The 22,490-nt window shown below is 70.3% G+C and carries 18 protein-coding genes, 2 pseudogenes and 1 riboswitch; of the genes and pseudogenes, 12 read left to right on the top strand and 8 right to left on the bottom strand.

Going from position 1 to position 22,490, the window contains the following annotated elements:
- Window positions 1-26 precede the first annotated feature (26 nt).
- From NLX86_RS26595 to NLX86_RS26570, 6 genes are all read left to right on the top strand, one after another.
- Window positions 27-1,541, top strand: a complete 1,515-nt coding sequence (locus tag NLX86_RS26595) for an HD-GYP domain-containing protein (protein ID WP_254374327.1) — start codon at window positions 27-29, stop codon at window positions 1,539-1,541.
- A 310-nt stretch (window positions 1,542-1,851) separates the two neighbouring features.
- The gene (locus NLX86_RS26590) at window positions 1,852-3,165 is read left to right on the top strand and encodes an HD-GYP domain-containing protein (protein ID WP_374213965.1); all 1,314 of its coding nucleotides are present in this window, start codon (window positions 1,852-1,854) and stop codon (window positions 3,163-3,165) included.
- Between the two features lie 96 nt (window positions 3,166-3,261).
- On the top strand, window positions 3,262-4,242 hold the full coding sequence (locus tag NLX86_RS26585; RefSeq protein ID WP_254374325.1) for a hypothetical protein: 981 nt from the start codon (window positions 3,262-3,264) through the stop codon (window positions 4,240-4,242).
- A gap of 58 nt (window positions 4,243-4,300) precedes the next feature.
- The gene (gene def, locus NLX86_RS26580; protein ID WP_254374324.1) at window positions 4,301-4,939 is read left to right on the top strand and encodes a peptide deformylase; all 639 of its coding nucleotides are present in this window, start codon (window positions 4,301-4,303) and stop codon (window positions 4,937-4,939) included.
- An 8-nt stretch (window positions 4,940-4,947) separates the two neighbouring features.
- Window positions 4,948-5,175 carry a hypothetical protein gene (locus NLX86_RS26575; protein ID WP_254374323.1) on the top strand — a complete coding sequence of 76 codons (228 nt, stop codon included), beginning with the start codon at window positions 4,948-4,950 and terminating at the stop codon, window positions 5,173-5,175.
- A gap of 9 nt (window positions 5,176-5,184) precedes the next feature.
- On the top strand, window positions 5,185-5,922 hold the full coding sequence (locus NLX86_RS26570) for a D-Ala-D-Ala carboxypeptidase family metallohydrolase (protein ID WP_254374322.1): 738 nt from the start codon (window positions 5,185-5,187) through the stop codon (window positions 5,920-5,922).
- A 28-nt stretch (window positions 5,923-5,950) separates the two neighbouring features.
- Here NLX86_RS26570 and NLX86_RS26565 read toward each other — a convergent pair whose 3' ends face one another.
- The 3 genes from NLX86_RS26565 to NLX86_RS26550 form a co-directional block, all read right to left on the bottom strand.
- Window positions 5,951-6,919 carry a helix-turn-helix domain-containing protein gene (locus tag NLX86_RS26565; RefSeq protein WP_254374321.1) on the bottom strand — a complete coding sequence of 323 codons (969 nt, stop codon included), beginning with the start codon at window positions 6,917-6,919 and terminating at the stop codon, window positions 5,951-5,953.
- A 250-nt stretch (window positions 6,920-7,169) separates the two neighbouring features.
- Window positions 7,170-8,177, bottom strand: coding sequence for a ribonucleotide-diphosphate reductase subunit beta (locus tag NLX86_RS26555; RefSeq protein WP_254374319.1), 1,008 nt, complete (start codon window positions 8,175-8,177; stop codon window positions 7,170-7,172).
- Window positions 8,178-8,179: 2 nt separating this feature from the next.
- Complete coding sequence (locus NLX86_RS26550; protein WP_254374318.1) at window positions 8,180-10,576, bottom strand: ribonucleoside-diphosphate reductase subunit alpha; 2,397 nt, start codon at window positions 10,574-10,576, stop codon at window positions 8,180-8,182.
- Between the two features lie 139 nt (window positions 10,577-10,715).
- Window positions 10,716-10,856: riboswitch (cobalamin riboswitch) on the bottom strand.
- Between the two features lie 155 nt (window positions 10,857-11,011).
- Between NLX86_RS26550 and NLX86_RS26545 the strand changes: the two are divergent.
- Window positions 11,012-11,237: pseudogene (locus tag NLX86_RS26545) on the top strand (zinc ribbon domain-containing protein).
- 89 nt (window positions 11,238-11,326) lie between these two features.
- On the opposite strand, the gene NLX86_RS26540 reads toward NLX86_RS26545, so the two are convergent.
- From NLX86_RS26540 to NLX86_RS26525, 4 genes are all read right to left on the bottom strand, one after another.
- Window positions 11,327-11,824: a GNAT family N-acetyltransferase gene (locus NLX86_RS26540; protein ID WP_254374317.1), complete on the bottom strand. Its 498-nt coding sequence runs from the start codon at window positions 11,822-11,824 to the stop codon at window positions 11,327-11,329.
- Window positions 11,825-11,913: 89 nt separating this feature from the next.
- On the bottom strand, window positions 11,914-12,129 hold the full coding sequence (locus NLX86_RS26535; protein ID WP_254374316.1) for a YbdD/YjiX family protein: 216 nt from the start codon (window positions 12,127-12,129) through the stop codon (window positions 11,914-11,916).
- Window positions 12,126-14,345 carry a carbon starvation CstA family protein gene (locus tag NLX86_RS26530; RefSeq protein ID WP_254374315.1) on the bottom strand — a complete coding sequence of 740 codons (2,220 nt, stop codon included), beginning with the start codon at window positions 14,343-14,345 and terminating at the stop codon, window positions 12,126-12,128. Before NLX86_RS26530 ends, NLX86_RS26535 begins: the two co-directional genes overlap by 4 nt.
- A gap of 125 nt (window positions 14,346-14,470) precedes the next feature.
- Complete coding sequence (locus tag NLX86_RS26525) at window positions 14,471-15,244, bottom strand: GntR family transcriptional regulator (protein ID WP_254374387.1); 774 nt, start codon at window positions 15,242-15,244, stop codon at window positions 14,471-14,473.
- A gap of 283 nt (window positions 15,245-15,527) precedes the next feature.
- Between NLX86_RS26525 and NLX86_RS26520 the strand changes: the two genes are divergently transcribed.
- The 4 genes from NLX86_RS26520 (at window position 15,528) to NLX86_RS26505 (ending at window position 20,411) form a co-directional block, all read left to right on the top strand.
- Window positions 15,528-16,814, top strand: coding sequence for an extracellular solute-binding protein (locus NLX86_RS26520; protein WP_254374314.1), 1,287 nt, complete (start codon window positions 15,528-15,530; stop codon window positions 16,812-16,814).
- 160 nt (window positions 16,815-16,974) lie between these two features.
- Entirely contained in the window at window positions 16,975-18,009 is a 1,035-nt protein-coding gene (locus NLX86_RS26515; RefSeq protein WP_254374313.1) for a carbohydrate ABC transporter permease, read from the top strand.
- Complete coding sequence (locus tag NLX86_RS26510) at window positions 18,006-18,869, top strand: carbohydrate ABC transporter permease (RefSeq protein ID WP_254374312.1); 864 nt, start codon at window positions 18,006-18,008, stop codon at window positions 18,867-18,869. Before NLX86_RS26515 ends, NLX86_RS26510 begins: the two co-directional genes overlap by 4 nt.
- A gap of 9 nt (window positions 18,870-18,878) precedes the next feature.
- A complete protein-coding gene (locus tag NLX86_RS26505) occupies window positions 18,879-20,411 on the top strand; it encodes a glycoside hydrolase family 3 protein (protein ID WP_254374311.1) in 1,533 nt (510 codons plus the stop codon).
- A gap of 63 nt (window positions 20,412-20,474) precedes the next feature.
- On the opposite strand, the gene NLX86_RS26500 is transcribed toward NLX86_RS26505, so the two are convergent.
- The gene (locus tag NLX86_RS26500) at window positions 20,475-21,257 is read right to left on the bottom strand and encodes a glucosamine-6-phosphate deaminase (RefSeq protein WP_254374310.1); all 783 of its coding nucleotides are present in this window, start codon (window positions 21,255-21,257) and stop codon (window positions 20,475-20,477) included.
- Window positions 21,258-21,380: 123 nt separating this feature from the next.
- Here NLX86_RS26500 and NLX86_RS26495 point away from each other — a divergent pair.
- A pseudogene (locus tag NLX86_RS26495) lies at window positions 21,381-22,399 on the top strand (SIS domain-containing protein).
- Window positions 22,400-22,490: the final 91 nt, after the last annotated feature.

The raw sequence follows: 22,490 nt of genomic DNA, 5'->3' as shown, positions 1-22,490 counted from the left end.
CCCAGGCACACGAGGAGGAGAGCGCCATGGGGGCACTTCCGCCGGGGGCGCGCGCCTACATCCTGTGCGCTGTGCTGGGCGGCCTCGCGTGCGCCGCCCCCGCGCTGACGGCCGGTTACGGCACCCCCTGGGGTGCGGTCGCTCTGCTGGGCGCGCTGTACGCCCTCTGCGAGCTGGTCAAGATACGCCCCTTCATGGGGCACCGCGTACCGGCCGGTATCGGCTCCTTCTTCCCGGTGGTGCTCGCTGCCGTCTTCCTGCTGCCCCCGGCCGCCGCCGCGCTCGTCGCGGTTCCCGGCGCGCTCGCCGGCCGGATCGAGCAGCGCCCCGCGTGGGTGCGCCGCGTCTGGCACGCGGCACAGCACGCGCTCGCCGCGTGGGCCGCCGCCCTGGTGTACGGGGTGCTGCGCGGCCCGTCCGCGCTGGGCGGGGTGAGCGGGAACCTGGCGCCGGGCGACGCGGCCTCCGGCAGCCTGACTCCGGGCAGCCTGACGCCGCCCGGTGGCCTGGCGCCCGACTTCCCGTACGTGCTGGCTCCCGCGGCCGCCGCGGTGCTGGTCTTCTGCCTGGTGCTGACCGCCCTCGACGGCGGCATTCTGGCCACCGCCGAACGGCTGCCCGCCCGGACCGCCTGGCGCGGGCTGCTGCTGCGCTCGCTCGCCCCGCACTGTGTGCACGGGCTGGCCGGCCTGATGATGGCCGTGCTCTGGCGCAGCCCGTACGGGCCGCCCGCGGCACTGCTCGTGCTCCTGCCGATGTACATCTCCTGCTGGGTCTTCGCCCAGTACCACCGGGAGCGGGCCGCCCACCAGGCGACCATCCGCGCGCTGGTCCAGGCCGTCGACATCAAGGACCGCTACACGCGCGGCCACAGCGAGCGCGTCGGCCAGGCGTCCACGATGATCGCCCGCGAGCTGGGCATGGAGGAGGACCGCCTCGAAGTGCTGCGGTTCGCCGGGATCCTGCACGACGTGGGCAAGCTCGGCGTACCGACCCGGCTGCTGCGCAAGGACGGGCCGCTGACCCCGGCGGAGCGCCGGGTCATCGAACTGCATCCCGAGTACGGGCACGAGATGGTGCGCGGCATCGGCTTCCTCGGCGAGGCGCGGGCGGCGATCCTGCACCACCACGAACGGATCGACGGCAGCGGCTATCCGTACGGCCTGTCCGGCCGTCAGATCCCGGAGTTCGCCAGGGTGGTGGCGGTCGCCGACGCGTTCGACGCGATGACGTCGACCCGCTCGTACCGGCGGGCTCGGCCGGTGGAGGCGGCCGTGCAGGAGCTGCAACGGTGCGCGGGCGCGCAGTTCGACGCGCGAATGGTACGGGCGCTCGTGCGGGCGATCGAACGCCACGGCTGGCACCCCTCGGTAACGGCGGAGGAGCAGGGCCCCGCGCCGCGAGGAAACGTCCCGCCATCGCGCCCGCCGGACGGGTCGCCGGACGGGTCGGCGGACGGGTCGGCGGACGCGGACGGCACCGCGGTGCCGGAGCGAAGCCGAACGGGCGTCTCGGGCCCCGGCCATGGCGGAGCGACGTGACCCCGGCCCGGGTGAGGAAGCTTCCCCAGCCCCGCCCCTTCCCGAAACCGGGGACAAGCCCCCGGCCCCCCGAGACCCGCGCCCGCTACGCCCCGCGGCTCAGCCGCGACCTGCCGGCAGCCGCCAAAGGGCACATCACCCGCGCCGGGCCGATGGCGGCCGGCGGCGAGGGGCTACGCACCAGTGACCCTCGCCGGTCGGGCGGAGCGGGCCAGGGGCCGGCCGCAGCCGGGCGCCCCCCGCGTCGGGCCGCAGTCGGCGGTGGCGGGTGGTCGGCCGCCGGAAGAGTCCAGTGGCTCGCTCCCGTCGAATGGCCGGGCGAGGTCTGGTCGGTGGGGTGGGGCGCTTGAAGGGGGTGGGAGGGGCGGGGGTTGTTCTTGGGGGCGTTCATGGCGGCGCCGCCGCGCTCACCGCGCTCGCGCTCGGCTGGACGCTCTGGCACGGCCTCGCCGAACCCGGCATCGCGCTCGCCTTCGGCGCGCTCATCACCGTGGGGGAGCTGGCCCGCCGCGGGGGGCGGGAGACCCCCGGCGACCGCGAGCCCGCGCCGCTCGGTTCCGCCGGGGCCCTCGCGTACGCCCTGCTCGGCCAGAACGCGGGCAGCGCGACCACCCACGGCGTCCTCCAGATCATCGCCGTCGTCGTCGCGGCGGCCCTGGTCGGCACCGTCCCCCACGTCGCCCTCGGCCGCGGCCCCGCCCTCGACCATGTCTCCCGCCGGGTACTCAGCGTGGGGTTCGCCGCGGTCTGCTTCCAGCCGCTGTACAACTCGGGCAAGCTCGGCGACTGGATCGGCCACGGCCCGTACTACGCGGGCTTCCTCGCCCTGATCCTCGTCCTCACCGCCCTGTGCGACGCCGTACTCGCCGCCGCGATGGCCCGCGCCCGTACCCGCTGGCCGTACGGCCCCCTGCTCCGCGACGAGTTGCGCGCGCTCCTCGGCGTCGGCTCCGCGATCTGTGCCACCGGGGCGGTGATGGCGCTCGGCGTGGCCGTCGCCGGGCTCTGGGCGCTGCCCGTGTTCAGCGTGCCGCTGCTGCTCACCCAGCTGTCGTTCCGCCGTATCGCGGCTGTACGGACGACGTACCGGCAGACCATTACCTCGCTCGCGCGGTCCACCGAGATCGCCGGATACACCCCGCACGGCCACGCCCGCCGGGTCGCCGCGCTCAGCTGCGCCGTCGGCCGCGAGCTGGGCCTGGCCGAGCCGGACCTGACCGTGCTGGAGTACGCGGCCCTGATGCACGACATCGGCCAGCTGTCGCTGGTGGACCCGGTGCCGGCCGGGGCCACGGCGCCCCTGCCCGCCGTCGAACAGCGCCGCATCGCACTGCTGGGCGGCGCCGTCGTACGTCAGACCGGGGTGCCGCCGGAGGTCGCGGTCGTGGTGGAGCGGCAGGCCGATCCGTACCGCGAGCAGCCACTCACCGCCAGGATCGTGCGTACCGTCAATGCGTACGACGATCTCGTGGGCGGGACCGGCACCGGGACCGGGCGGCTCGGCGGCTCCCTGGACGCCCTCGAACAGCTGCGCCTGGGCACCGGCCACGACTATCAGCCCGCCGTCGTGGAGGCCCTGGCCCGGGTGCTTTCCCGAGGCCTGACCCAGTCCCCGCCTGGGTAACCCATGGGTAATGAGCGGTCGTCCAACCGGGCATGGTTGGATGCGAAGAAGAGGGTGTCCGCAGGACTGCACCGTAGGGACCGGCAGGCGGGAATCGTGAGGATCTTCGGGAAGGTACGGCATCGGCCCTCCGCCTCGTGGCGGCAGGCCACCGACCGGGCGTTCACGCTGATCGGCGACGGCCGGTACGAGGACGCGGGCGCGCTGCTGACGCGCGCGGCGGACCTCGAACCCTGGCTGTCCGAGTCCTGGTTCAACCTCGCCCTGCTGCACAAGTTCCGGCACGACTGGGAGCAGGCGCGTGCGGCCGGCCTGCGCGCCGTGGCACTCCTGGACCGGGAGACCGGCGCCCCCGACTGGTGGAACGTCGGGATCGCCGCCACCGCCCTCCAGGACTGGCCGCTGGCGCGCCGGGCCTGGCAGGCGTACGGGCTGAAGGTTCCCGGCGAGTCCGCCGGGAACGGCGAGCCCGTCGGCATGGAGCTGGGCAGTGCCGCCGTACGGCTGTCGCCCGAGGGCGAGGCCGAGGTCGTGTGGGGACGCCGGCTCGACCCGGCCCGGATAGAGGTGCTGTCGATCCCGCTGCCCTCCTCCGGGCGGCGCTGGGGCGAGGTCGTGCTGCACGACGGCGTCCCGCACGGCGAGCGGGTCACCGCCGCCGGACCCTCCTACCCGGTGTTCGACGAGATCGAGCTGTGGGCCCCCTCGCCCGTCCCCACCTGGGTGGTTCTGCTGGAGGCGGCCACCGAGGACGACCGGGACGCGCTGGAGCAGCTCGCCTCCGACGCCGGCTTCGCCGCCGAGGACTGGTCCTCGTCCGTGCGGCTGCTGTGCCGGCTGTGCTCGGAGAGCCGGATGCCGAGCGACGAGGGCGAGGGCGAGCACCTGGACCCGCACGACCACAGCGAGCCGGGACACCCGGGCCCGCTCGGTCACCGCACGGCCGGCGAGCTGTGGGTTCCCGAGCGCGAGTGCGGCATCGCGGCGCCCACCGGGCTGGTGCGCGGGCTGCTCGACGGCTGGGTCGCGGACAGTCCGGACACCCGTGAGTGGCGCGATCTCGAGGAAGTCTGCTGAGCGCTGGCCTTAGGCTGTACGGGCACACATCGTGACTTACGGAAGGCCTACGGCGGACATGGCGCAGCAGGAGACGGACCAGCAGCCAAGCGTGGACGACAGCGGGTTTGTCGTGGACACCGAGAACTGCGAGGAGCGCGAGGCGGCCTACCGCGCGCGTGGCACCGCCCGCCCGATCACCGTCGTCGGCAACCCGGTGCTGCACAAGGAGTGCAAGGACGTCACCGAGTTCGACGACAAGCTCGCCGCGCTGATCGACGACATGTTCGCCAGCCAGCGGGCCGCCGAGGGTGTGGGCCTGGCCGCCAACCAGATCGGTGTCGATCTCAAGGTCTTCGTCTACGACTGCCCGGACGACGACGGCGTCCGGCACACCGGTGTCGTGGTCAACCCTGTCCTGGAGGACCTGCCGGCCGCCCAACGCCTCCTGGACGACTCCAACGAGGGCTGCCTCTCGGTCCCGACCGCGTACGCCTCGCTGGCCCGCCCGGACTACGCCGTGGTGCTCGGCCAGGACGCCGAGGGCAACGCAATCAAGGTGCGGGGCACGGGCTACTTCGCGCGCTGCCTCCAGCACGAGACGGACCACCTGTACGGCTACCTGTACATCGACCGGCTGTCGAAGCGGGACCGCAAGGACGCCCTGCGCCAGATGGAAGAGGGCACGCCGCGCTACGAGACGGTCCCGAACGCCTGATCTGTCGCGTGTACGCGCTCAACACGTGGTATTGGTCACCCGCGAAGCGGACGAACCGGTCGACCTTCGCGCTCACGTCCGCCGTGCGGGCGGCCTTCGTTGAGAAGGCCGCCATCTCGATCAGGAGATCCGAATTGCCGTCGGTGCCATTGGTTGAACAAATGACCCTTGTCGCCGCGCTGTTGACGCGCGTCGAGTGGGCCGTCAGTCTCGGCCGTGTTGCCCTTTCTCGGTAGGGAGGCCCCATGTTCCGACGTATGGCGAGATGCACAACCGGCCTTGTCATGGTCATGATTGTCGCATTGGGTGGTGTCGTCGCCACCGCCGGTAGCGCGCAGGCAGACGGTTGCTACACCTGGTCCCGCACCCTCTCCCAGGGCGCCTCCGGCGCCGACGTCACCCAGCTGCAGATCCGCGTCGGCGGCCATCCGGGGTACGGCGCCGTGCTGGCCGCCGACGGTGGCTACGGGCCCGCCACCACCGCCGCCGTCAAGCGGTTCCAGTCCGCGTACGGGCTGGCGGCCGACGGGGTCGCCGGGTCCGCCACCTTCAGCAAGCTCTACGCCCTCCAGGACGACGACTGCACGCCCGTCCACTTCACGTACGCCGAGCTGAACGACTGCAACTCCACCTGGTCCGGCGGCGCCGTGAGCGCCGCCACCGCCAAGTCCAACGCCCTGCGCACCATGTGGAAGCTGGAGGCGCTGCGGCACGCGCTGGGCGACCAGCCCGTCACCGTGACCAGCGGCTTCCGCTCCCGCGCCTGCAACGACGCGGTCGGCGGGGCGTCGGACAGCCGCCATCTCTACGGTGACGCCGCCGACCTGGGCGCCGGACCGCACTCCCTGTGCACCCTCGCCAAGCAGGCCCGCAACCACGGCTTCAACGGCATCCTCGGCCCCGGCTACCCGGGCCACGGCGACCACACCCACCTCGACCACCGCGGCAGCCGCTTCTGGTCCGCCTCGAGCTGCGGCATCTGACCGGCCGGTCGTGCCGGTCCGGCACGGCTCAGGCGGCCTCTGTCGTACCGCGGAACGTACGGCGGAAGGCGTTCGGGGTCGTGCCGAGCGTACGCAGGAAGTGGTGGCGCAGCGCGGCCGCGTTGCCGAAGCCCGATCGCCCGGCGATCGCGTCCATCGTGTCGTCCGTCGCCTCCAGCAACTCCTGCGCCAGCAGCACCCGCTGGCGCAGGAGCCAGCGGTACGGCGTCGTCCCCGTCTCCTGCAGGAACCGCCGGGCGAAGGTCCGGGGCGACATGTGCGCCCGGTCCGCCAGCTGCTCGACGGTGATCTCCGCGTCCAGGTGGCGCTCCATCCACGCCAGTACGTCCCCCACCGTGTCGCACGCCGTGCGCGGCAGCGGCCGCTCGATGTACTGGGCCTGACCGCCGTCCCGGTGCGGCGGCACCACCATCCGCCGGGCGATGGTGTTGGCGACCTCCGGCCCGTGCTCCTGCCGCACGATGTGCAGGCACGCGTCGATCCCCGCCGCCGTCCCGGCCGAGGTGACGACCTGGCCGTCGTCCACGTACAGCACATCCGGATCGACCAGCGCCCGCGGGTACCGGCGGGCGAGCTCCGGGGCGTGCATCCAGTGGGTCGTACACGGCCGGCCGTCCAGCAGCCCGGCCGCGCCGAGCGTGAAGGCACCGGTGCAGACGCTCAGCACCCGCGCCCCGCGGTCCACGGCCCGGCGCAGGGCATCGAGCAGGGGCTCGGAGTACTCCTGCGGCTCGCGGGGCCGCTCGGCCGGCACCGCGATGAGATCGGCCGACTCCAGCCGGTCGAGTCCGTACGGTACGGAGATCCCGAAGGTGCCCGACCTCGCGTTCAGCGGCCCCGGCTGCGCCGCACAGAGCGCGAAGTCGTAGACGGGCAGTCCCTGATCACTGCGGTCGAGGCCGAAGACCTCGCAGATCACGCCGAGCTCGAAGGGGGCGACCTCGTCGGCCACGGCCACAGCCACGTTTTTCAGCATGCCACCAGTGTGCCACTGTCTTGGCAGTAATTCGACGTTTCATGACAGTCCTGCCACTGACTTTTCCAGGCCCGGACGACGACAGTGGAGCCATGAACACGTTCCTGAACTACCTCCTCGTCCTCGCCGTCCTCGGACTGCTGCTCGCTCCCTCGTTGATCGGGCATCTCCACGACCGACGGATCGACCGGCAGCTGAAGGCAGCCGCCGCCCGATCCGTACGCCCGCGGGCTCATGAGATCCGGCAGGCTCAGAAGTCGTCGTCGAAGCCGACCGTGCCCTCGACCGCGACCTGGTACGCCGAAGGCCGGCGTTCGAAGAAGTTCGTCAGCTCCTGCACGCCCTGAAGCTCCATGAAGGAGAACGGGTTCGTGGACCCGTAGACCGGGGCGAGGCCGAGGCGTCGGAGGCGGTCGTCGGCCACACACTCCAGGTACTGTCGCATGGAGTCCGTGTTCATGCCGGGCAGACCGTCACCGCAGAGGTCGCGGCCGAACTGAAGCTCCGCATCGACTGCTTCCTTCAGCATCGCGGAGATCTCCCTCTCCAGCTCCTCGTCGAAGAGGTCGGGCTCCTCCTTGCGAACGGTGTCGACAACCTCGAACGCAAAGCTCATGTGGGCAGTCTCGTCGCGGAAGACCCAGTTCGTCCCCGTCGCCAGGCCGTGCAGCAGGCCGCGCGAGCGGAACCAGTACACGTATGCGAAGGCGCCGTAGAAGAACAGGCCCTCGATGCACGCCGCGAAGCAGATGAGGTTCAGCAGGAAACGGCGGCGGTCGGCCTTCGTCTCCAGCCGGTCGATCTTCTCGACCGAATCCATCCACTTGAAGCAGAACTGGGCCTTCTCCCGGATCGACGGGATCTCCTCCACCGCGTCGAAGGCGGCCGCCCGGTCGTCAGGATCCGGGAGATACGTGTCCAGCAGGGTCAAGTAGAACTGGACGTGCACAGCCTCCTCGAAGAGCTGGCGGGAGAGATAGAGCCGCGCCTCGGGGGAGTTGATGTGCTTGTAGAGCGTGAGCACCAGGTTGTTGGAGACGATCGAGTCGCCCGTCGCGAAGAACGCGACCAGGCGGCCGATCATGTGCTGCTCGCCCGGCGAGAGTTTGGCGAGGTCGGCCACGTCGGAGTGGAGGTCGACCTCCTCCACCGTCCAGGTGTTCTTGATCGCGTCCCGGTAGCGCTCGTAGAAGTCCGGGTAGCGCATGGGACGCAGGGTCAGTTCGAAGCCCGGGTCGAGAAGGTTCTTGTCACTCATGATTACTGGCATGCCTCGCAGGACTCGGGGTTTTCCAGGGAGCAGGCGATCGCCTCGGCGTCGGGCGAAGCCGTCTGCTGTACGGGGATGGGTGCGGCGACAGTCGCCGCGGCGCCGGCCGCGCGGGCGATGCGGGTCGCCGGGCGGGAGCGCAGGTAGTACGTCGTCTTCAGGCCCTTCTTCCAGGCGTACGCGTACATCGAGCTGAGCTTGCCGATGGTGGGCGAGGCCAGGAAGAGGTTGAGCGACTGGCTCTGGTCGAGGTACGGCGTCCGGGCCGCGGCCATGTCGATCAGCGCGCGCTGCGGCAGCTCCCACGCGGTGCGGTAGAGGGCGCGGATCTCCTGGGGGATCCAGCTCAGACCCTCGATCGAGCCGTTGGAGTCGCGCAGCGCCTCGCGGGTCTGGGCGTCCCAGATGCCGTGCTTCTTCAGGTCGTTCACCAGGTAGGCGTTCACCTGGAGGAACTCACCGCTGAGCGTCTCGCGCTTGAAGAGGTTGGAGACCTGCGGCTCGATGCACTCGTACACGCCGGCGATCGACGCGATGGTCGCCGTCGGGGCGATGGCGAGCAGGAGCGAGTTGCGCATGCCGGTCGCGGCGATACGGGTACGCAGCGCGGCCCAGCGCTCCGGCCAGGTGACCTCGACGCCGTAGTGGTCGGGGTGCAGGACGCCGCGGGCGGCGCGGGTCTGGGACCAGGCGGGCAGGGGGCCGTTGCGCTCGGCGAGGTCGCAGGACGCCTCGTATGCGGCGAGCATGATGCGCTCGGCGATCTTCGTGGACAGCACCTGCGCCTCCGCGGAGTCGAACGGCAGGCGCAGCTTGAAGAAGACGTCCTGCAGGCCCATCGCGCCCAGGCCGACCGGGCGCCACTTGGTGTTGGAGCGGCCGGCCTGCTCGGTCGGGTAGAAGTTGATGTCGACGACCCGGTCGAGGAAGGTCACGGCGGTACGGACGGTCTCGTCCAGCCGCTCCCAGTCGATCTCCCCTGAAGGCAGCACGAACGCGCCCAGGTTGACCGAACCCAGGTTGCAGACGGCCGTCTCGCCGTCGTCCGTCACTTCGAGGATCTCGGTGCAGAGGTTCGAGGAGTGGACGACCTTGCCGGGCTCGGCGGTCTGGTTGGCTGTCCGGTTCGAGGCGTCCTTGAAGGTCATCCAGCCGTTGCCGGTCTGGGCGAGCGTACGCATCATCCGGCCGTACAGCTGGCGGGCCGGGACGGTGGTGCGGGCCAGGCCCTGGGCTTCCGCCGTGCGGTAGGCGCGGTCGAACTCGTCGCCCCACAGGTCGACCAGCTCGGGCACGTCGGCGGGGGAGAACAGCGACCAGTCGGCGTCGGCCTCGACGCGGCGCATGAACTCGTCCGGGATCCAGTGCGCGAGGTTGAGGTTGTGCGTACGGCGGGCTTCTTCGCCGGTGTTGTCGCGCAGCTCCAGGAACTCCTCGATGTCCGCGTGCCAGGTCTCCAGGTAGACGCAGGCCGCGCCCTTGCGCCGGCCGCCCTGGTTGACCGCCGCGACCGAGGAGTCGAGGGTGCGCAGGAACGGGACGATGCCGTTGGAGTGGCCGTTCGTGCCGCGGATCAGCGAACCGCGGGAGCGGATACGGGAGTACGAGAGTCCGATGCCGCCCGCGTGCTTCGAGAGCCGCGCGACCTGGTGGTAGCGGTCGTAGATCGAGTCGAGTTCGTCCAGCGGTGAGTCCAGCAGGTAGCAGGAGGACATCTGCGGGTGGCGGGTGCCGGAGTTGAAGAGGGTGGGGGAGGAGGGGAGGTAGTCCAGGCGGCTCATCAGCCGGTAGAGCGCGGCGACTTCGTCGACCGAGCGCGGGCTCTCGTCCTGTGCCAGTCCTGCCGCGACGCGCAGCATGAAGAACTGCGGGGTCTCGATGACCTGGCGGGTGATCGGGTGGCGCAGCAGGTAGCGGCTGTGCAGGGTGCGCAGGCCGAAGTAGCCGAAGCGGTCGTCCGCACCGTCGGCGAGCGACATGTCGACCAGCGTGTCCAGCCGGTCCGCGTGCGTACGGACGAACTCGGCCGTACGGTCGGCGATCAGGCCCTCCCGGTGCCCCACCGCGACGGACGCGGAGAACGACACCGCGCCCTGGCCGGCCGCCTCGTCCGCGATCGCGAGGGTCAGCAGGCGCGCCGCGAGCCGCGAGTAGGCCGGGTCCTCGGAGATGAGACCCGCGGCCGCCTCGGTGGCCAGGCCCCGCAGCTCGGCCTCGTCCGACCGCGCGTTCCGGCCGCGCAGCGCCGCCGCGGCGACCCTGCCGGGGTCGGTGTCCGGCAGATCGGCGGTGAGGTCGGTCAGGGTCCGCAGCAGTGCGGTCCCCGGTCCGTCGGCAACCTGTTCGGCAACCTGGGCTGAAGCAGGACCGGCTGGCGCGATGGTCACGGGGTTCTCTCCCTCGCTCGGCTCGGGGCCACGGGGAAGCGGGGGCGCTCACGGGCGTACGCAACCGGCACCGGGCAGCACACCACGCAGCGTCCACCGGCCTATCCGCGAGGCCCGGACGTATCGGCTCCGGATCGGTCGAACCGGAGGCGCCGTCGGCAGGTGTTCGGACTCCTGGGTGTGCGAATGCGCACCAATGCACCGTTGCGGGACAGTTCCGGATTTCCACCGGATTCCCCTGCGGCGACAGCGAGCACGAGCATACATGTGGGGGCCGTGCGATGAGGCACCCCCCACATGTTGTGTCGTGGGTCGCTACCGGGTCCATTCGCAGTGCTCTGGGCTTCACCCCGGAGGTGAGGCGAATCTCTAGCCTGCAATGACCTGCGGCTAGAGCGGACGGTGCACGACGCGTGATGGTCCGCGTTCGTGAGCATGCTGGAGTACAAGGCCGTCAAGCACGGCCGCACTCTCACCAAGGTGGATCGGGTGTATCCGTCCTCGCAGGTGTGCTCGGCATGCGGGCACCGTGACGGCCCCCAAGCCCCTGCACATCCGGGCCTGGACCTGCACCGAATGCGGCACCCGCCACGACCGGGACCACAACGCCGCGAAGAACGTCGAACACGAAGGCCGCCGCATACGGGCGGCGGCTCCCTAACACAGCACCGTCCACCCCCGGACCGGGGGCCTCGCACCGGTAACGGCACGCCAGGGACGGAATCCGACCAATTCATGTGGGGGAGGAGGTCAAAGCTCCAACTCGTAGGCGAAGAGCGGGAGGCCCGGTATCGGCTCCCAATCGCGCTGCGGGGCGCGGGTGAAGCCCAGCCGTTCGTAGATCCGGTGGGCGTCCAGCATGGTGGGCTGCGTGGACAGGACAAGCCGCTCGACGCCGTGGAGCGCCCGTGCCCGCTCGATACACGCCCGCACCAGAGCCTCGCCCGCACCACGCCCCCGCCCCTCGCGGGCGACGGCCAGCATCCGGAACTCCGCCTCGCCGTCCCGCGCGATGTCGGCCCACGCGCTGCCGGGGGGTGCGAAGGTCACCCCGCCCAGCAGCTCCCCGTCGTGCACCGCGACGAGCACCTCCGCGCCGACCGCCCGCCGGGCCACGTCCCGCAGGACGTGGAGGTAGTCGTCGTCCTCCCCGAAGTCCAGCAGCCCGTCCCCGAGATACGCCTGCGCGGTGATCTCGCCCAGCTGCTTGTACTCCTCTGCCCGGGCCTGCCGGATGGTGATGTCCATGTACCGAAGTGTGCCGCACGGGTACGACAACGGGCCGCCGCATTTCCCCCGGAGGGGATGCGACGGCCCGTTGGGCGGTGCTGGGGGGCTCAGCAGCAGCGGAAGCCTTCCCGTGGATCAGCTTCTCGCGCGTCCGTACGGCTGCGCTCGAACTCGCGCCGGTCCATCACCTCGGCGGCCGGATTGCAGGCCCGGGCGTGGGCGACGTACTTGTCGTACACCGCCTCGCCCGACACCTCGCGTACGTACCAGCGGATCCAGTTCACGGCCCGCCCGAGCCGGGTCGCGAGGGTCGCGGGGTTCATGCCTGGCCGGTCCCCGCCGGGACGGTGTCCATGTCCTTGCGGACACCGCCGTCCGGGCCGAGTCCGGCCGCCGCGAACTCGGCCTTCTCCTCCTTCGTGGCGATCAGGCTCGCCGGTGCGAGGAGCTTGGACTCGGTGTACGGGACCTCGGCCAGCTTGACGCCCTCCGGGTTGCTGATGGCCCGGTAGCAGACCCGCGCCGCGTCCGCGATGACCACGACGATGAGGACGGCGAAGAGCACTGAGAGCACCCCGTCGACCGTGGCGTTGGTGACGACCGTGTGCATGTCGTCCATGGTCTTGGCGGGCGGCAGCACCTTGTCGGCGTCGATGCCCGCCTGGAACTTCTCGCGCTGGGCGAAGAAGCCGACCTTGGTGTCGTCCGAGAAGATCTTCATCCAGCTCGCGGTGAGCGTGACGGCCACGTCCCAGGCGAGCGGGACCGCCGTGACCCAGGCCCACTTCAGCCGGCCGGACTTGACCAGCAGCGTCGTACATACGGCGAGCGCCACGGCGGCGAGCAGCTGGTTGGCGATACCGAACAGCGGGAAGAGCTGGTTGATGCCGCCCAGCGGGTCGTGCACGCCCACCCACAGGAAGTAGCCCCAGCCGCCGACGACGACCGCGCTGGCGAACCAGACGCCCGGCTTCCAGCTGACCTGGCGGAACGGCTTGTAGACGTTGCCCAGCATGTCCTGGAGCATGAAGCGCCCGACGCGGGTGCCCGCGTCCACGGTGGTGAGGATGAACAGCGCCTCGAACATGATCGCGAAGTGGTACCAGAAGGCCTTCATCGCCGTACCGCCGACCACGGCGGAGAAGATCTCCGACATACCGAGCGCGAAGGTCGGCGCACCGCCGGTCCGCGACAGCAGGCTGGCTTCGTCGACGTCCTTGGCGGCCTGCGCCAGCTGCTCGGGCGAGATGGTGAACCCGAGGTTCGTCACCGCCTGCGAGGCGGACTCGACGGTCGTGCCGACGACACCGGCCGGGGAGTTGATGGCGAAGTACAGGCCCGGGTCGATGATGCAGGCCGTGATCATCGCCATGATGGCGACGAACGACTCGGTCAGCATCGCCCCGTAGCCGATCACCCGGACCTGGGTCTCCTTCTGGATCATCTTCGGGGTGGTGCCCGAGGAGACCAGGGAGTGGAAGCCGGAGAGCGCACCGCAGGCGATGGTGATGAAGACGAAGGGGAACATCGAGCCGGCGAAGACCGGTCCGTCCCCGCGGCTCGCGAACTCGGTGACCGCGTCCATCTTCAGGGTCGGCAGGGCGATCACGACGCCCAGTGCGAGCAGCCCGATCGTGCCGACCTTCATAAAGGTGGAGAGGTAGTCGCGCGGCGCGAGCAGCATCCACACCGGCAGTACGGAGGCCAGGAATCCGTACACGATCATCCAGATGACGAGCGTGCCCTTCTCCAGCGTGAAGGTGTCGGCGAGCGAGGAGTCGGCGACCCAGCCGCCCGCGACGATGGCGAGCAGCAGCAGCGCCACGCCGATGACGGAGACCTCGGTGACCTTGCCCGGCCGCAGTGTGCGCAGGTAGACACCCATGAACAGGGCGATCGGGATGGTCATGCCGATGGAGAAGACGCCCCACGGCGAGTCCGCCAGGGCGTTGACGATCACCAGTGCCAGCACGGCCAGCAGGATGATCATGATGGCGAAGACAGCGACCAGTGCGGACGCGCCGCCGAAGGGCCCTATCTCGTCCCGGGCCATCTGGCCCAGCGACCGGCCGTTGCGGCGGGTCGAGAAGAAGAGCGTCACCATGTCCTGGACGGCGCCGGCGAAGATGACGCCCGCGACGATCCAGATCGTGCCCGGCAGGTAGCCCATCTGGGCGGCGAGGACCGGGCCGACCAGCGGACCCGCGCCCGCGACCGCCGCGAAGTGGTGCCCGAAGAGCACCCGGCGGTCGGTGGGGTGGAAGTCGACACCGTTGTCAAGGCGTTCGGCGGGGGTGGCCCGCGTTTTGTCCACCTTCAGTACGCGGTTGGCGATGAAGCGGGAGTAGAAGCGGTACGCGATCGCGTACGAGCCGAGGGCGGCCGCGAGCATCCAGGCGGCGGAGATGTCCTCGCCGCGGGAGAGCGCGAGCACGGCCCAGCCGATCGCGCCCGTGAGGGCGACGACTGACCAGACCGCTATCGACTTCGGAGTAAGGCCCCGCTTGGTGGCGGTGGTGGGTGATGCCGGCTCTGGCATGGTGTTCCGTCCCCTCGCTGATCACCTGCTTAATGCGCAGGAAATCTAGGCGACTGTCTCGGCAGGCGTCACCCCCCGTCCGTATATCGGTACGAGAACGATGTCGGTCCGGGCTGGTCAGCCGCTCAGCCGCTCGGCCGCTGGAGCCGCGCCACGAACTTGTAGCGGTCGCCGCGGTAGACGGAGCGGACCCACTCCACCGGCTCGCCGTTCGCGTCCAGCGAGTGGCGCGACAGCATCAGCATCGGCAGGCCCACGTCGGTGCCGAGCAGCCCGGCCTCGCGCGGGGTGGCCAGCGAGGTCTCGATCGTCTCCTCGGCCTCGGCGAGGTGGACGTCGTACACCTCGGCCAGCGCCGTGTAGAGGGACGTGTACTTGACCAGCGAGCGGCGCAGCGCGGGGAAGCGCTTGGCCGACAGGTGGGTGGTCTCGATGGCCATCGGCTCACCGCTGGCGAGCCGCAGCCGCTCGATCCGCAGCACCCGTCCGCCGGTGGTGATGTCGAGCAGTCCCGCGAGCGTGTCGTCGGCCGTCACATAGCCGATGTCCAGCAGCTGAGAGGTGGGTTCGAGGCCCTGGGCCCGCATGTCCTCCGTGTAGGAGGTGAGTTGGAGCGCCTGGGAGACCTTGGGCTTGGCGACGAACGTGCCCTTGCCCTGGATCCGCTCCAGCCGGCCTTCGACGACCAGCTCCTGCAGTGCCTGCCGCACGGTGGTGCGCGACGTGTCGAACTCGGCGGCGAGTGTCCGCTCCGGCGGCACCGGGGTGCCCGGCGGCAGTGTCTCCGTCATGTCGAGCAAGTGCCGCTTGAGGCGGTAGTACTTGGGCACGCGTGCGGTGCGGGTGGCCGCCCCCGCCTTACTGCTCTCGGAATCCGTGCTTCCCCCGTCGGTGGCCATGCCCCGCCTTCCCGACTCCTGTCCTGCTGCCGTCACCGGCTCCTCCGTACGTAGCGGCTCACATCGTGACACGGGCCGGTCCGAGGACGTCGCCCTCCCTCAGGTGTCGGTCCGATAACGGACGCGACTGCCCTTCTTATACACCCTTGACACCCCTAAAGGTCTAGGCCAAGCTCCGAGTACTGGTCTAAACCATTAAAGACCAGGTCCCAGCCCCACGGCAGTACTTGGCGTATGTCACCGCGGCGGGCAGTGGATTGCAGGCATCCCTGAGGAGTGTGGCGTGAAGCGCAAGCTCATCGCGGCGGTAGGCGTCGCGGGCATGATGGTCGGCGTTGTGGCCTGTGGTAGCGACAGCGACAGCAAGGGCACCACGGACGCGAACGGCAACAAGACCCTGACCGTCTGGGTGATGGACGGTTCGGCTCCGGCCCCGTGGCTCGAGGCCGTGAACAAGGAGTTCGAGGCCAAGCACAAGGGCGTCAAGGTCAAGGTCGAGACCCAGCAGTGGAACGGCATCCAGGAGAAGGTCACCACGGCCCTCTCCGAGGACACCCCGCCGGACGTGCTCGAGCTCGGTAACACCCAGACCGCGGGGTACGCGGCCACCGGCGGCCTCGCCGACCTGTCCGCCGACAAGGCCACCCTCGGCGGCGACGGCTGGAACAAGGGCATGCTCGCGTCGGCCGAGTACGACGGCAAGCTGTACTCCGCCCCGTGGTACGCGGCCAACCGCGTCGTCGTCTACGACAAGGCGGCGTACGCGAAGGCGAAGGTGACCCCGCCGAAGACCCGCGACGAGTGGATCGCCGGCCTGGAGAAGCTGAAGGCCGCCGACAGCAAGTCCCAGCCGATCTACCTGCCCGGCCAGAGCTGGTACGTGCTCGCCGGACTCATCTGGGACGAGGGCGGCGACTTCGCGGTCAAGGACGGCGACAAGTGGAAGGGCACTCTTTCCACCCCCGAGGCAGCCTCCGCGATGGAGTTCTACAAGAAGCTGCAGTCCTATTCGACCGCTCCGAAGGACAAGGACGAGGCCACCCCGCAGCAGTCCACCGACATCGTCCCCAAGGGAGGCGTCGCCTCGTGGATCGGTCTCGGCTGGGAGGCCGGCGGTGCGATCGACGCGATGAAGAAGGCCGGCAAGACGGCCGACTTCGGGTACTTCCCGATCCCGGGCAAGACCGCGGACAAGCCGGGCAGCGTGTTCTTCGGCGGCTCGAACCTCGCCATCTCCGAGCGGTCCAAGAACAAGGACCTGGCCAAGGAGTGGCTGGCGCTGGCCGCCGGCAAGGACCAGATGACCAAGTACAGCGCCGCCGTCACCGGCGCGCTGCTGCCGAACAACGACTCGGCGCAGTTCAAGCCGGAGGCCGGCTCCTTCGCCGAGGCCATGGCCGCCGCCGCGGCCGCGGGCAACATCACCCCGGTCACCCCGGGCTGGGCGAACGTGGAGACCGCGCCCAACCCGATCAAGGAGTACATGACCAAGGTGCTCAAGGGTGAGGACGCCAAGAAGGCGGGCGAGGCGGCCGACAAGGTCATCACCGAGCGCATCAACCAGCAGTAGTCAACCAGCAGTAGTCATGCAGCAGTAGTCATGACCGGTGGTCACGGCCGGCGCTCAGCGCGCGCCGGCCGGGCCACCGGATTCTGCAGTGACGGCGGCCGTTGTCGTGGCCGCCTTGCCCGGTGGGCGCGGGAGCCCCAGAACCGCGAGGAAGAAGACCATGACCGTGCACTCCCAGGGAGTGGCGACCTCTGCTCCGGAGGATGCGCCCGGGAAGGCGGCAACGGAGTCGAAGACTCCGCCGCCCCCTTCCGGCCCCAGTTCCGGTTCCAAGGAAGTCCGTCGGCCTCCTCGCGGCAGACGGGCGCTGCCCGCCGGGCTGTTGCCGTATCTGCTGGTGGCCCCCGCGATCGTCTGCGGCGCGCTGCTTCTGCTGTATCCACTCGTCCGCAACGTGGTCCTCTCCTTCCAGCAGGTCAACCGGAAGGAGCTGATCACCCGCGAGACGGTGTGGACCGGCTTCAGCAACTACACCGAGCTGCTGGGTGACCCCGACTTCTGGACGGTGGTCCTGCGCAGCTTCGCGTTCACCGCCGCGAACGTCGTCCTGATCATGGCGGTCGGCACGCTCATCGGCATCCTCCTGGGCCGCCTCGGCAAGAAGATGCGGCTGGTGCTCTCGGTGGCGCTGGTGATGGCCTGGGCCATGCCGATCGTCGCCTCCGTGACCGTGTTCCGCTGGCTCTTCGACGAGCAGTTCGGCGTCGCCAACTGGCTGATGCGCACCCTCGGTTTCGCCGGATACGACCAGCACAACTGGTTCGAGACGGGCTTCTCGACCCTCACCATCGTCACCGTGCTGGTGGTCTGGGGCTCGATCCCGTTCGTGGCGCTCAACATGTACGCGGGCCTGACGACCATCGGCAGCGAGCTGTACGAGGCGGCCCGGATGGACGGCGCGGGCGGCTGGCGGATCTTCTGGTCCGTGGTCTTCCCGAACCTGAAGCCGTTCTTCCTGATCACCACGTTCCTGGAGATCATCTGGGTCTTCAAGGCATTCACCCAGGTGTACGCGATGAACCAGGGCGGCCCGGACCGCGCCTCCGAGATCCTTCCCGTCTTCGCCTACATCGAGGGCCAGGGCCAGGGTCACTACGGGCTCGCCGCGGCGATCTCCGTACTGACCATCCTCATCCTGGTCGTCCTCATGTCCTTCTACTTCCGCCTGATCCTGAAGCAGGAGGAGGAGAGTTGAACAGCAACGTGTCCCCTGGCGTCCGCCGCGCCAAGCGGCCCATCCGGTTCGGCGCGATCGGCAAGAACGCCGCCGCGCTCGTGCTCGCCGCCGGCTTCGTCTTCCCGGTCTACTGGATGTTCTCGTCCTCGCTGAAGCCGCAGAGCGAGATCCTCAGCAAGGACCCGGTCTTCTTCTTCGCGCCGACCTTCGACAACTACACCAAGGCGACGAACGTCGACCTGTTCTGGACATATGTCCAGAACAGCTTCATCGTCACCGTCGGCGCGGTGCTCCTCGCCCTCGTCGTCGCCCTGGCCGCGAGCTTCGCCATCGCCCGGATGAAGTTCAAGGGCCGCAAGGGCCTCGTACTCGCCGTCATGATGGCTCAGATGGCGCCCTGGGAAGTCATGGTCATCGTGATGTACCTGATCGCCCGCGACGGGGACATGCTGAACAGCATTCCGCTGCTCACCGCGATCTACTTCGTCATGGTGCTGCCCTTCACCATCTGGACCCTGCGCGGCTTCATCGCCGCCGTCCCGGTGGAGCTGGAGGAGGCCGCGCTGATCGACGGCTGCAACCGCGGCCAGGCGTTCTTCAAGGTGATCTTCCCGCTGCTCGCGCCCGGTCTGATGTCCACCTCGCTCTTCGGCTTCATCACGGCCTGGAACGAGTTCGCCATGGTCCTCATCCTCAACAAGGACAAGGAAGCGCAGACCCTGACGCTGTGGCTGACGCAGTTCCAGACGGCCTTCGGCAGCGACTGGGGCGCCACGATGGCGGCCTCCTCGCTCTTCGCCGTCCCCGTGCTCGTCGTCTTCCTCTTCCTCCAGCGACGGGCCGTCGGCGGGATGACCGCCGGCGCAGTGAAGGGATAACGCCTCCCCATGACGACCCTCGCCCACGGCACGGCCACGTCCTCCCAGGACGGACTGACCCGCGACGCGCTCGCCGTCCTCCAGCCCGGGTTCCCCGGCACCACCGCCCCCGACTGGCTGCTCCGCCGGGTCGGCGAAGGCCTGTCCTCCGTCGGCCTGTTCGGCCGCAACATCGCCTCGCCCGAGCAACTCGCCGCGCTCACCGCCCAGTTGCTGGCCGAGCGGGACGACGTACTCGTGGCGATCGACGAGGAGGGCGGCGACGTCACCCGCCTGGAAGTGCGGCACGGTTCGTCGTTCCCCGGCAATCTCGCACTGGGCGCGGTCGACGACACCGATCTGACCCGGGAGGTCGCCCGCGAGCTGGGCCGCCGGCTCGCCGAATGCGGTGTCAACCTCAACTGGGCGCCCTCCGCCGATGTCAACTCGAACCCGGGCAATCCAGTCATCGGTGTACGGTCCTTCGGCGCCGGCACCGACCTCGTCGCCCGGCACACCGCTGCGTACATCGAGGGCCTGCAGTCCGCCGGCGTCGCGGCCTGCACCAAGCACTTCCCCGGCCACGGCGACACGGCCGTCGATTCGCACCACGCGCTGCCCCGCATCGATGTGGATCTGGACACACTGCACGCCCGTGAGCTGGCACCATTCCGCGCCGCCATCGCAGGGGGCTCGAAAGCGGTGATGAGTGCGCATATTCTGCTTCCCGCGCTCGACCCCACCCGCCCGGCGACCCTCAGCCCGCAGATCCTCACCGGTCTGCTGCGTGAAGAGCTGGGCTACCAGGGGCTGATCGTCACGGACGGCATGGAGATGCAAGCGATCTCCGCCACGTACGGCATCGAGCGCGGCAGTGTCCTCGCGATCGCCGCGGGCGCCGACGCCATCTGTGTGGGCGGCGGCCTCGCCGACGAGGAGACCGTACTGCGCCTGCGCGACGCGCTGGTCGGTGCGGTACGCGAAGGTCACCTGCCCGAGGAACGGCTGGCCGACGCGGCAGCCCGGGTCCGCGCGCTCGCTGAGTGGACGCGGCGGACCAGGGGGGCTTCGGGGCCGGGCGCGGCTTCACAGGAGGGGACCGCGCCCGGCACCGGCATCGGTCTGACCGCCGCCCGGCGCGCGCTGCGCGTCACCCCCGGACCGCATGCGGCCACGTTCGAGCCGCTCACGGCCGCCCCGTACGTCGCCGCCCTCACCCCGGTCGCGAACATCGCCGTCGGAGACGAGACCCCGTGGGGCGTGGCCGCCGAGCTGGCGCGCCTGCTCCCCGGTACGGAGACCGGCACGTACGCCGACCCGGTCACGCCCGAGACCGTACTGAAGGACGCGGGCGACCGCCGGATCGTCGCCGTCGTACGCGACGTCCACCGCCACCCGTGGATGGCCGGCGCGCTGGACGCCCTGCTCGACGCCCGCCCCGACACGGTCGTGGTGGAGATGGGCGTGCCCCAGGCGCCGCAGAGGGGAGCCGTGCACATCGCGACCCATGGCGCCGCCCGGGTCTGCGGACGGGCCGCGGCGGAGGTCATCGCCGGAGTCTGACTTCCGGATACGGCGGTGGCCGGGCCCCTCTCGGGGGCCCGGCCACCTTCCCATCGGTACCGTCTACAGCCCCTGCCAGGCCGGCTTCGCGGCGTAGGTGGCGCGGAAGTAGTCCGCGAGCTTGAGCTTGGACGCCGCGGCCTCGTCCACCACGACCGTCGCGTGCGGGTGCAACTGCAGCGCGGAGGCGGGCACCAGCGCGGAGACGGGGCCTTCGACGGACTGCGCGACGGCGTCGGCCTTGCCCTCGCCGGTGGCGAGCAGCACCAGGTGGCGGGCCTCCAGGATGGTCCCGATGCCCTGCGTGATGACGTGGTGGGGTACCTCGGCGAGGCTGTCGAAGAACCGGGCGTTGTCCTCCCGGGTCTGCTGGGTGAGGGTCTTGATCCGGGTGCGGGAGGCGAGCGAGGAGCACGGCTCGTTGAAGCCGATGTGCCCGTCGGTGCCGATGCCGAGCAGCTGGAGGTCCACTCCGCCGGCCTCGGCCAGCGCGCGGTCGTACGCCTCGCAGGCGGCCTGGACGTCCTCGGCGGTGCCGTCGGGGCCGATGAAGGAGCCTTCGGTCAGGCCGAGCGGTTCCACGACCTCGCGCAGCACGACCGAGCGGTAGGACTCGCGGTGCCCGGCGGGCAGGCCGACGTACTCGTCGAGCTGGCAGACGCGGGCGCGGGTGGCGTCCACGGCGCCGGACCGGACGGCGGCGGCCAGGGCCTGGTAGATGGGCAGCGGGGTCGAGCCGGTGGCCACGCCGAGCAGAGCGTCGGGCTTGCGGCTCAGCAGGGCGCCGATGGCCTCCGCGATGAGCTCGCCCCCTGCTTTGGCGTCCGGGACGATGACAACTTCCACGCTGGGCCTGCCGATCTGGAGAGTGGTCTCATGTGGTATAGACCAATCTAGCAGAGGTGGCGTGTTGTGTCCGGAGATGGTCGACTGGGCGTCGTGTCCGCCAGCGAGCAGCCGGGCCGGATCATGTCCGGCGAGATGGCCGAGCAGCCCCTCGTGCTGCGGCGCATCCTCGAGCAGGGAGCGCCGAAGATCCGCGAGGTCGCCGAGCGCATCGCGGCGAAGAGCCCGCGCTTCGTACTGCTCACCGCGCGCGGCACGTCCGACAACGCGGCGCTCTACGCGAAGTACCTCCTGGAGGTGCGGCTCGGCCTGCCGTGCGGCCTGACCTCGATGTCCACCACGACGGCGTACGGCGCGAAGCCGGACCTCACCGACGTACTGGTGATCACGGTCAGCCAGTCCGGCGGCTCGCCGGACCTGATCGCCTCCACCAAGGCGGCCCGGGAGGCCGGAGCACCCTCGCGGTCACCAACAACGCGGACTCGCCGCTCGCCGCGGTCTCCGAGCACCACATCGACATCCTCGCGGGTCCGGAGAAGGCGCTGCCGGCGACGAAGACGTACACCGCCTCGCTGCTGGCGCTGTACCTCTTCGTGGAGGGGCTGCGGGGCGGCGAAGGTTCGGCGGCCGAAGTGCTGCCGGAACTCGCCGAGCAGATCCTCGGCCGCCAGGCGGAGGTACGGACGCTGGCCTCCCGGTACCGGTTCGCCGAGCGCATGGTGATCACCTCGCGCGGGTACGGCTATCCGACCGCGAAGGAGGCCGCGCTGAAGCTCATGGAGACGAGCTACATCCCCGCCCTCTCCTACTCCGGCGCTGACCTCCTGCACGGCCCGCTCGCCATGGTCGACAACATCTTCCCGGTGATCGCCGTCGTGACGGACGGCAGGGGCGGCGAGGCCCTCCAGCCCGTCCTGGACCGGCTGCGCGGCCGCGGCGCGGACCTGGTCGTGGTCGGGCCGAGGGCCCAGGTAGAGGCGGCTTCGGCGGGCTTCGTCCTGCCCATGGAGGGCGTCGCGGAAGAGGTCCAGCCGATCCTGGAGATCCTGCCGCTCCAGATGCTCGCGTACGAGGTGACGATCGCCCGCGGCCAGGACCCGGATGCACCCCGGGCACTGGCCAAGGTCACCGAAACGCGCTAGCCGCTAGCCGCTAGCCGCTAGTGTCCTGCGCCGGAGATCCGTCGGCAGAAACGGGCGAGGGAGTCGAGGATCTCCTCGGCTGTCTTGGTCC

Origin of the sequence: Streptomyces sp. A3M-1-3 (assembly GCF_024213665.1) — a bacterium.
In the GTDB taxonomy this organism is placed as follows: domain Bacteria; phylum Actinomycetota; class Actinomycetes; order Streptomycetales; family Streptomycetaceae; genus Streptomyces.
This window is presented reverse-complemented; position numbering and strand designations above follow the sequence as displayed.

What these genes read in the sequence shown, in the direction of transcription:
- NLX86_RS26595 (WP_254374327.1), top strand. Translation starts at nt 27, where the DNA reads ATGGGGGCACTTCCGCCGGGGGCGCGCGCCTACATCCTGTGCGCTGTG.
- NLX86_RS26590 (WP_374213965.1), top strand. Translation starts at nt 1,852, where the DNA reads ATGGCCGGGCGAGGTCTGGTCGGTGGGGTGGGGCGCTTGAAGGGGGTG.
- def (WP_254374324.1), top strand. Translation starts at nt 4,301, where the DNA reads ATGGCGCAGCAGGAGACGGACCAGCAGCCAAGCGTGGACGACAGCGGG.
- NLX86_RS26570 (WP_254374322.1), top strand. Translation starts at nt 5,185, where the DNA reads ATGTTCCGACGTATGGCGAGATGCACAACCGGCCTTGTCATGGTCATG.
- NLX86_RS26565 (WP_254374321.1), bottom strand. Translation starts at nt 6,919, where the DNA reads ATGCTGAAAAACGTGGCTGTGGCCGTGGCCGACGAGGTCGCCCCCTTC.
- NLX86_RS26555 (WP_254374319.1), bottom strand. Translation starts at nt 8,177, where the DNA reads ATGAGTGACAAGAACCTTCTCGACCCGGGCTTCGAACTGACCCTGCGT.
- NLX86_RS26540 (WP_254374317.1), bottom strand. Translation starts at nt 11,824, where the DNA reads ATGGACATCACCATCCGGCAGGCCCGGGCAGAGGAGTACAAGCAGCTG.
- NLX86_RS26535 (WP_254374316.1), bottom strand. Translation starts at nt 12,129, where the DNA reads ATGAACCCCGCGACCCTCGCGACCCGGCTCGGGCGGGCCGTGAACTGG.
- NLX86_RS26530 (WP_254374315.1), bottom strand. Translation starts at nt 14,345, where the DNA reads ATGCCAGAGCCGGCATCACCCACCACCGCCACCAAGCGGGGCCTTACT.
- NLX86_RS26525 (WP_254374387.1), bottom strand. Translation starts at nt 15,244, where the DNA reads ATGGCCACCGACGGGGGAAGCACGGATTCCGAGAGCAGTAAGGCGGGG.
- NLX86_RS26515 (WP_254374313.1), top strand. Translation starts at nt 16,975, where the DNA reads ATGACCGTGCACTCCCAGGGAGTGGCGACCTCTGCTCCGGAGGATGCG.
- NLX86_RS26505 (WP_254374311.1), top strand. Translation starts at nt 18,879, where the DNA reads ATGACGACCCTCGCCCACGGCACGGCCACGTCCTCCCAGGACGGACTG.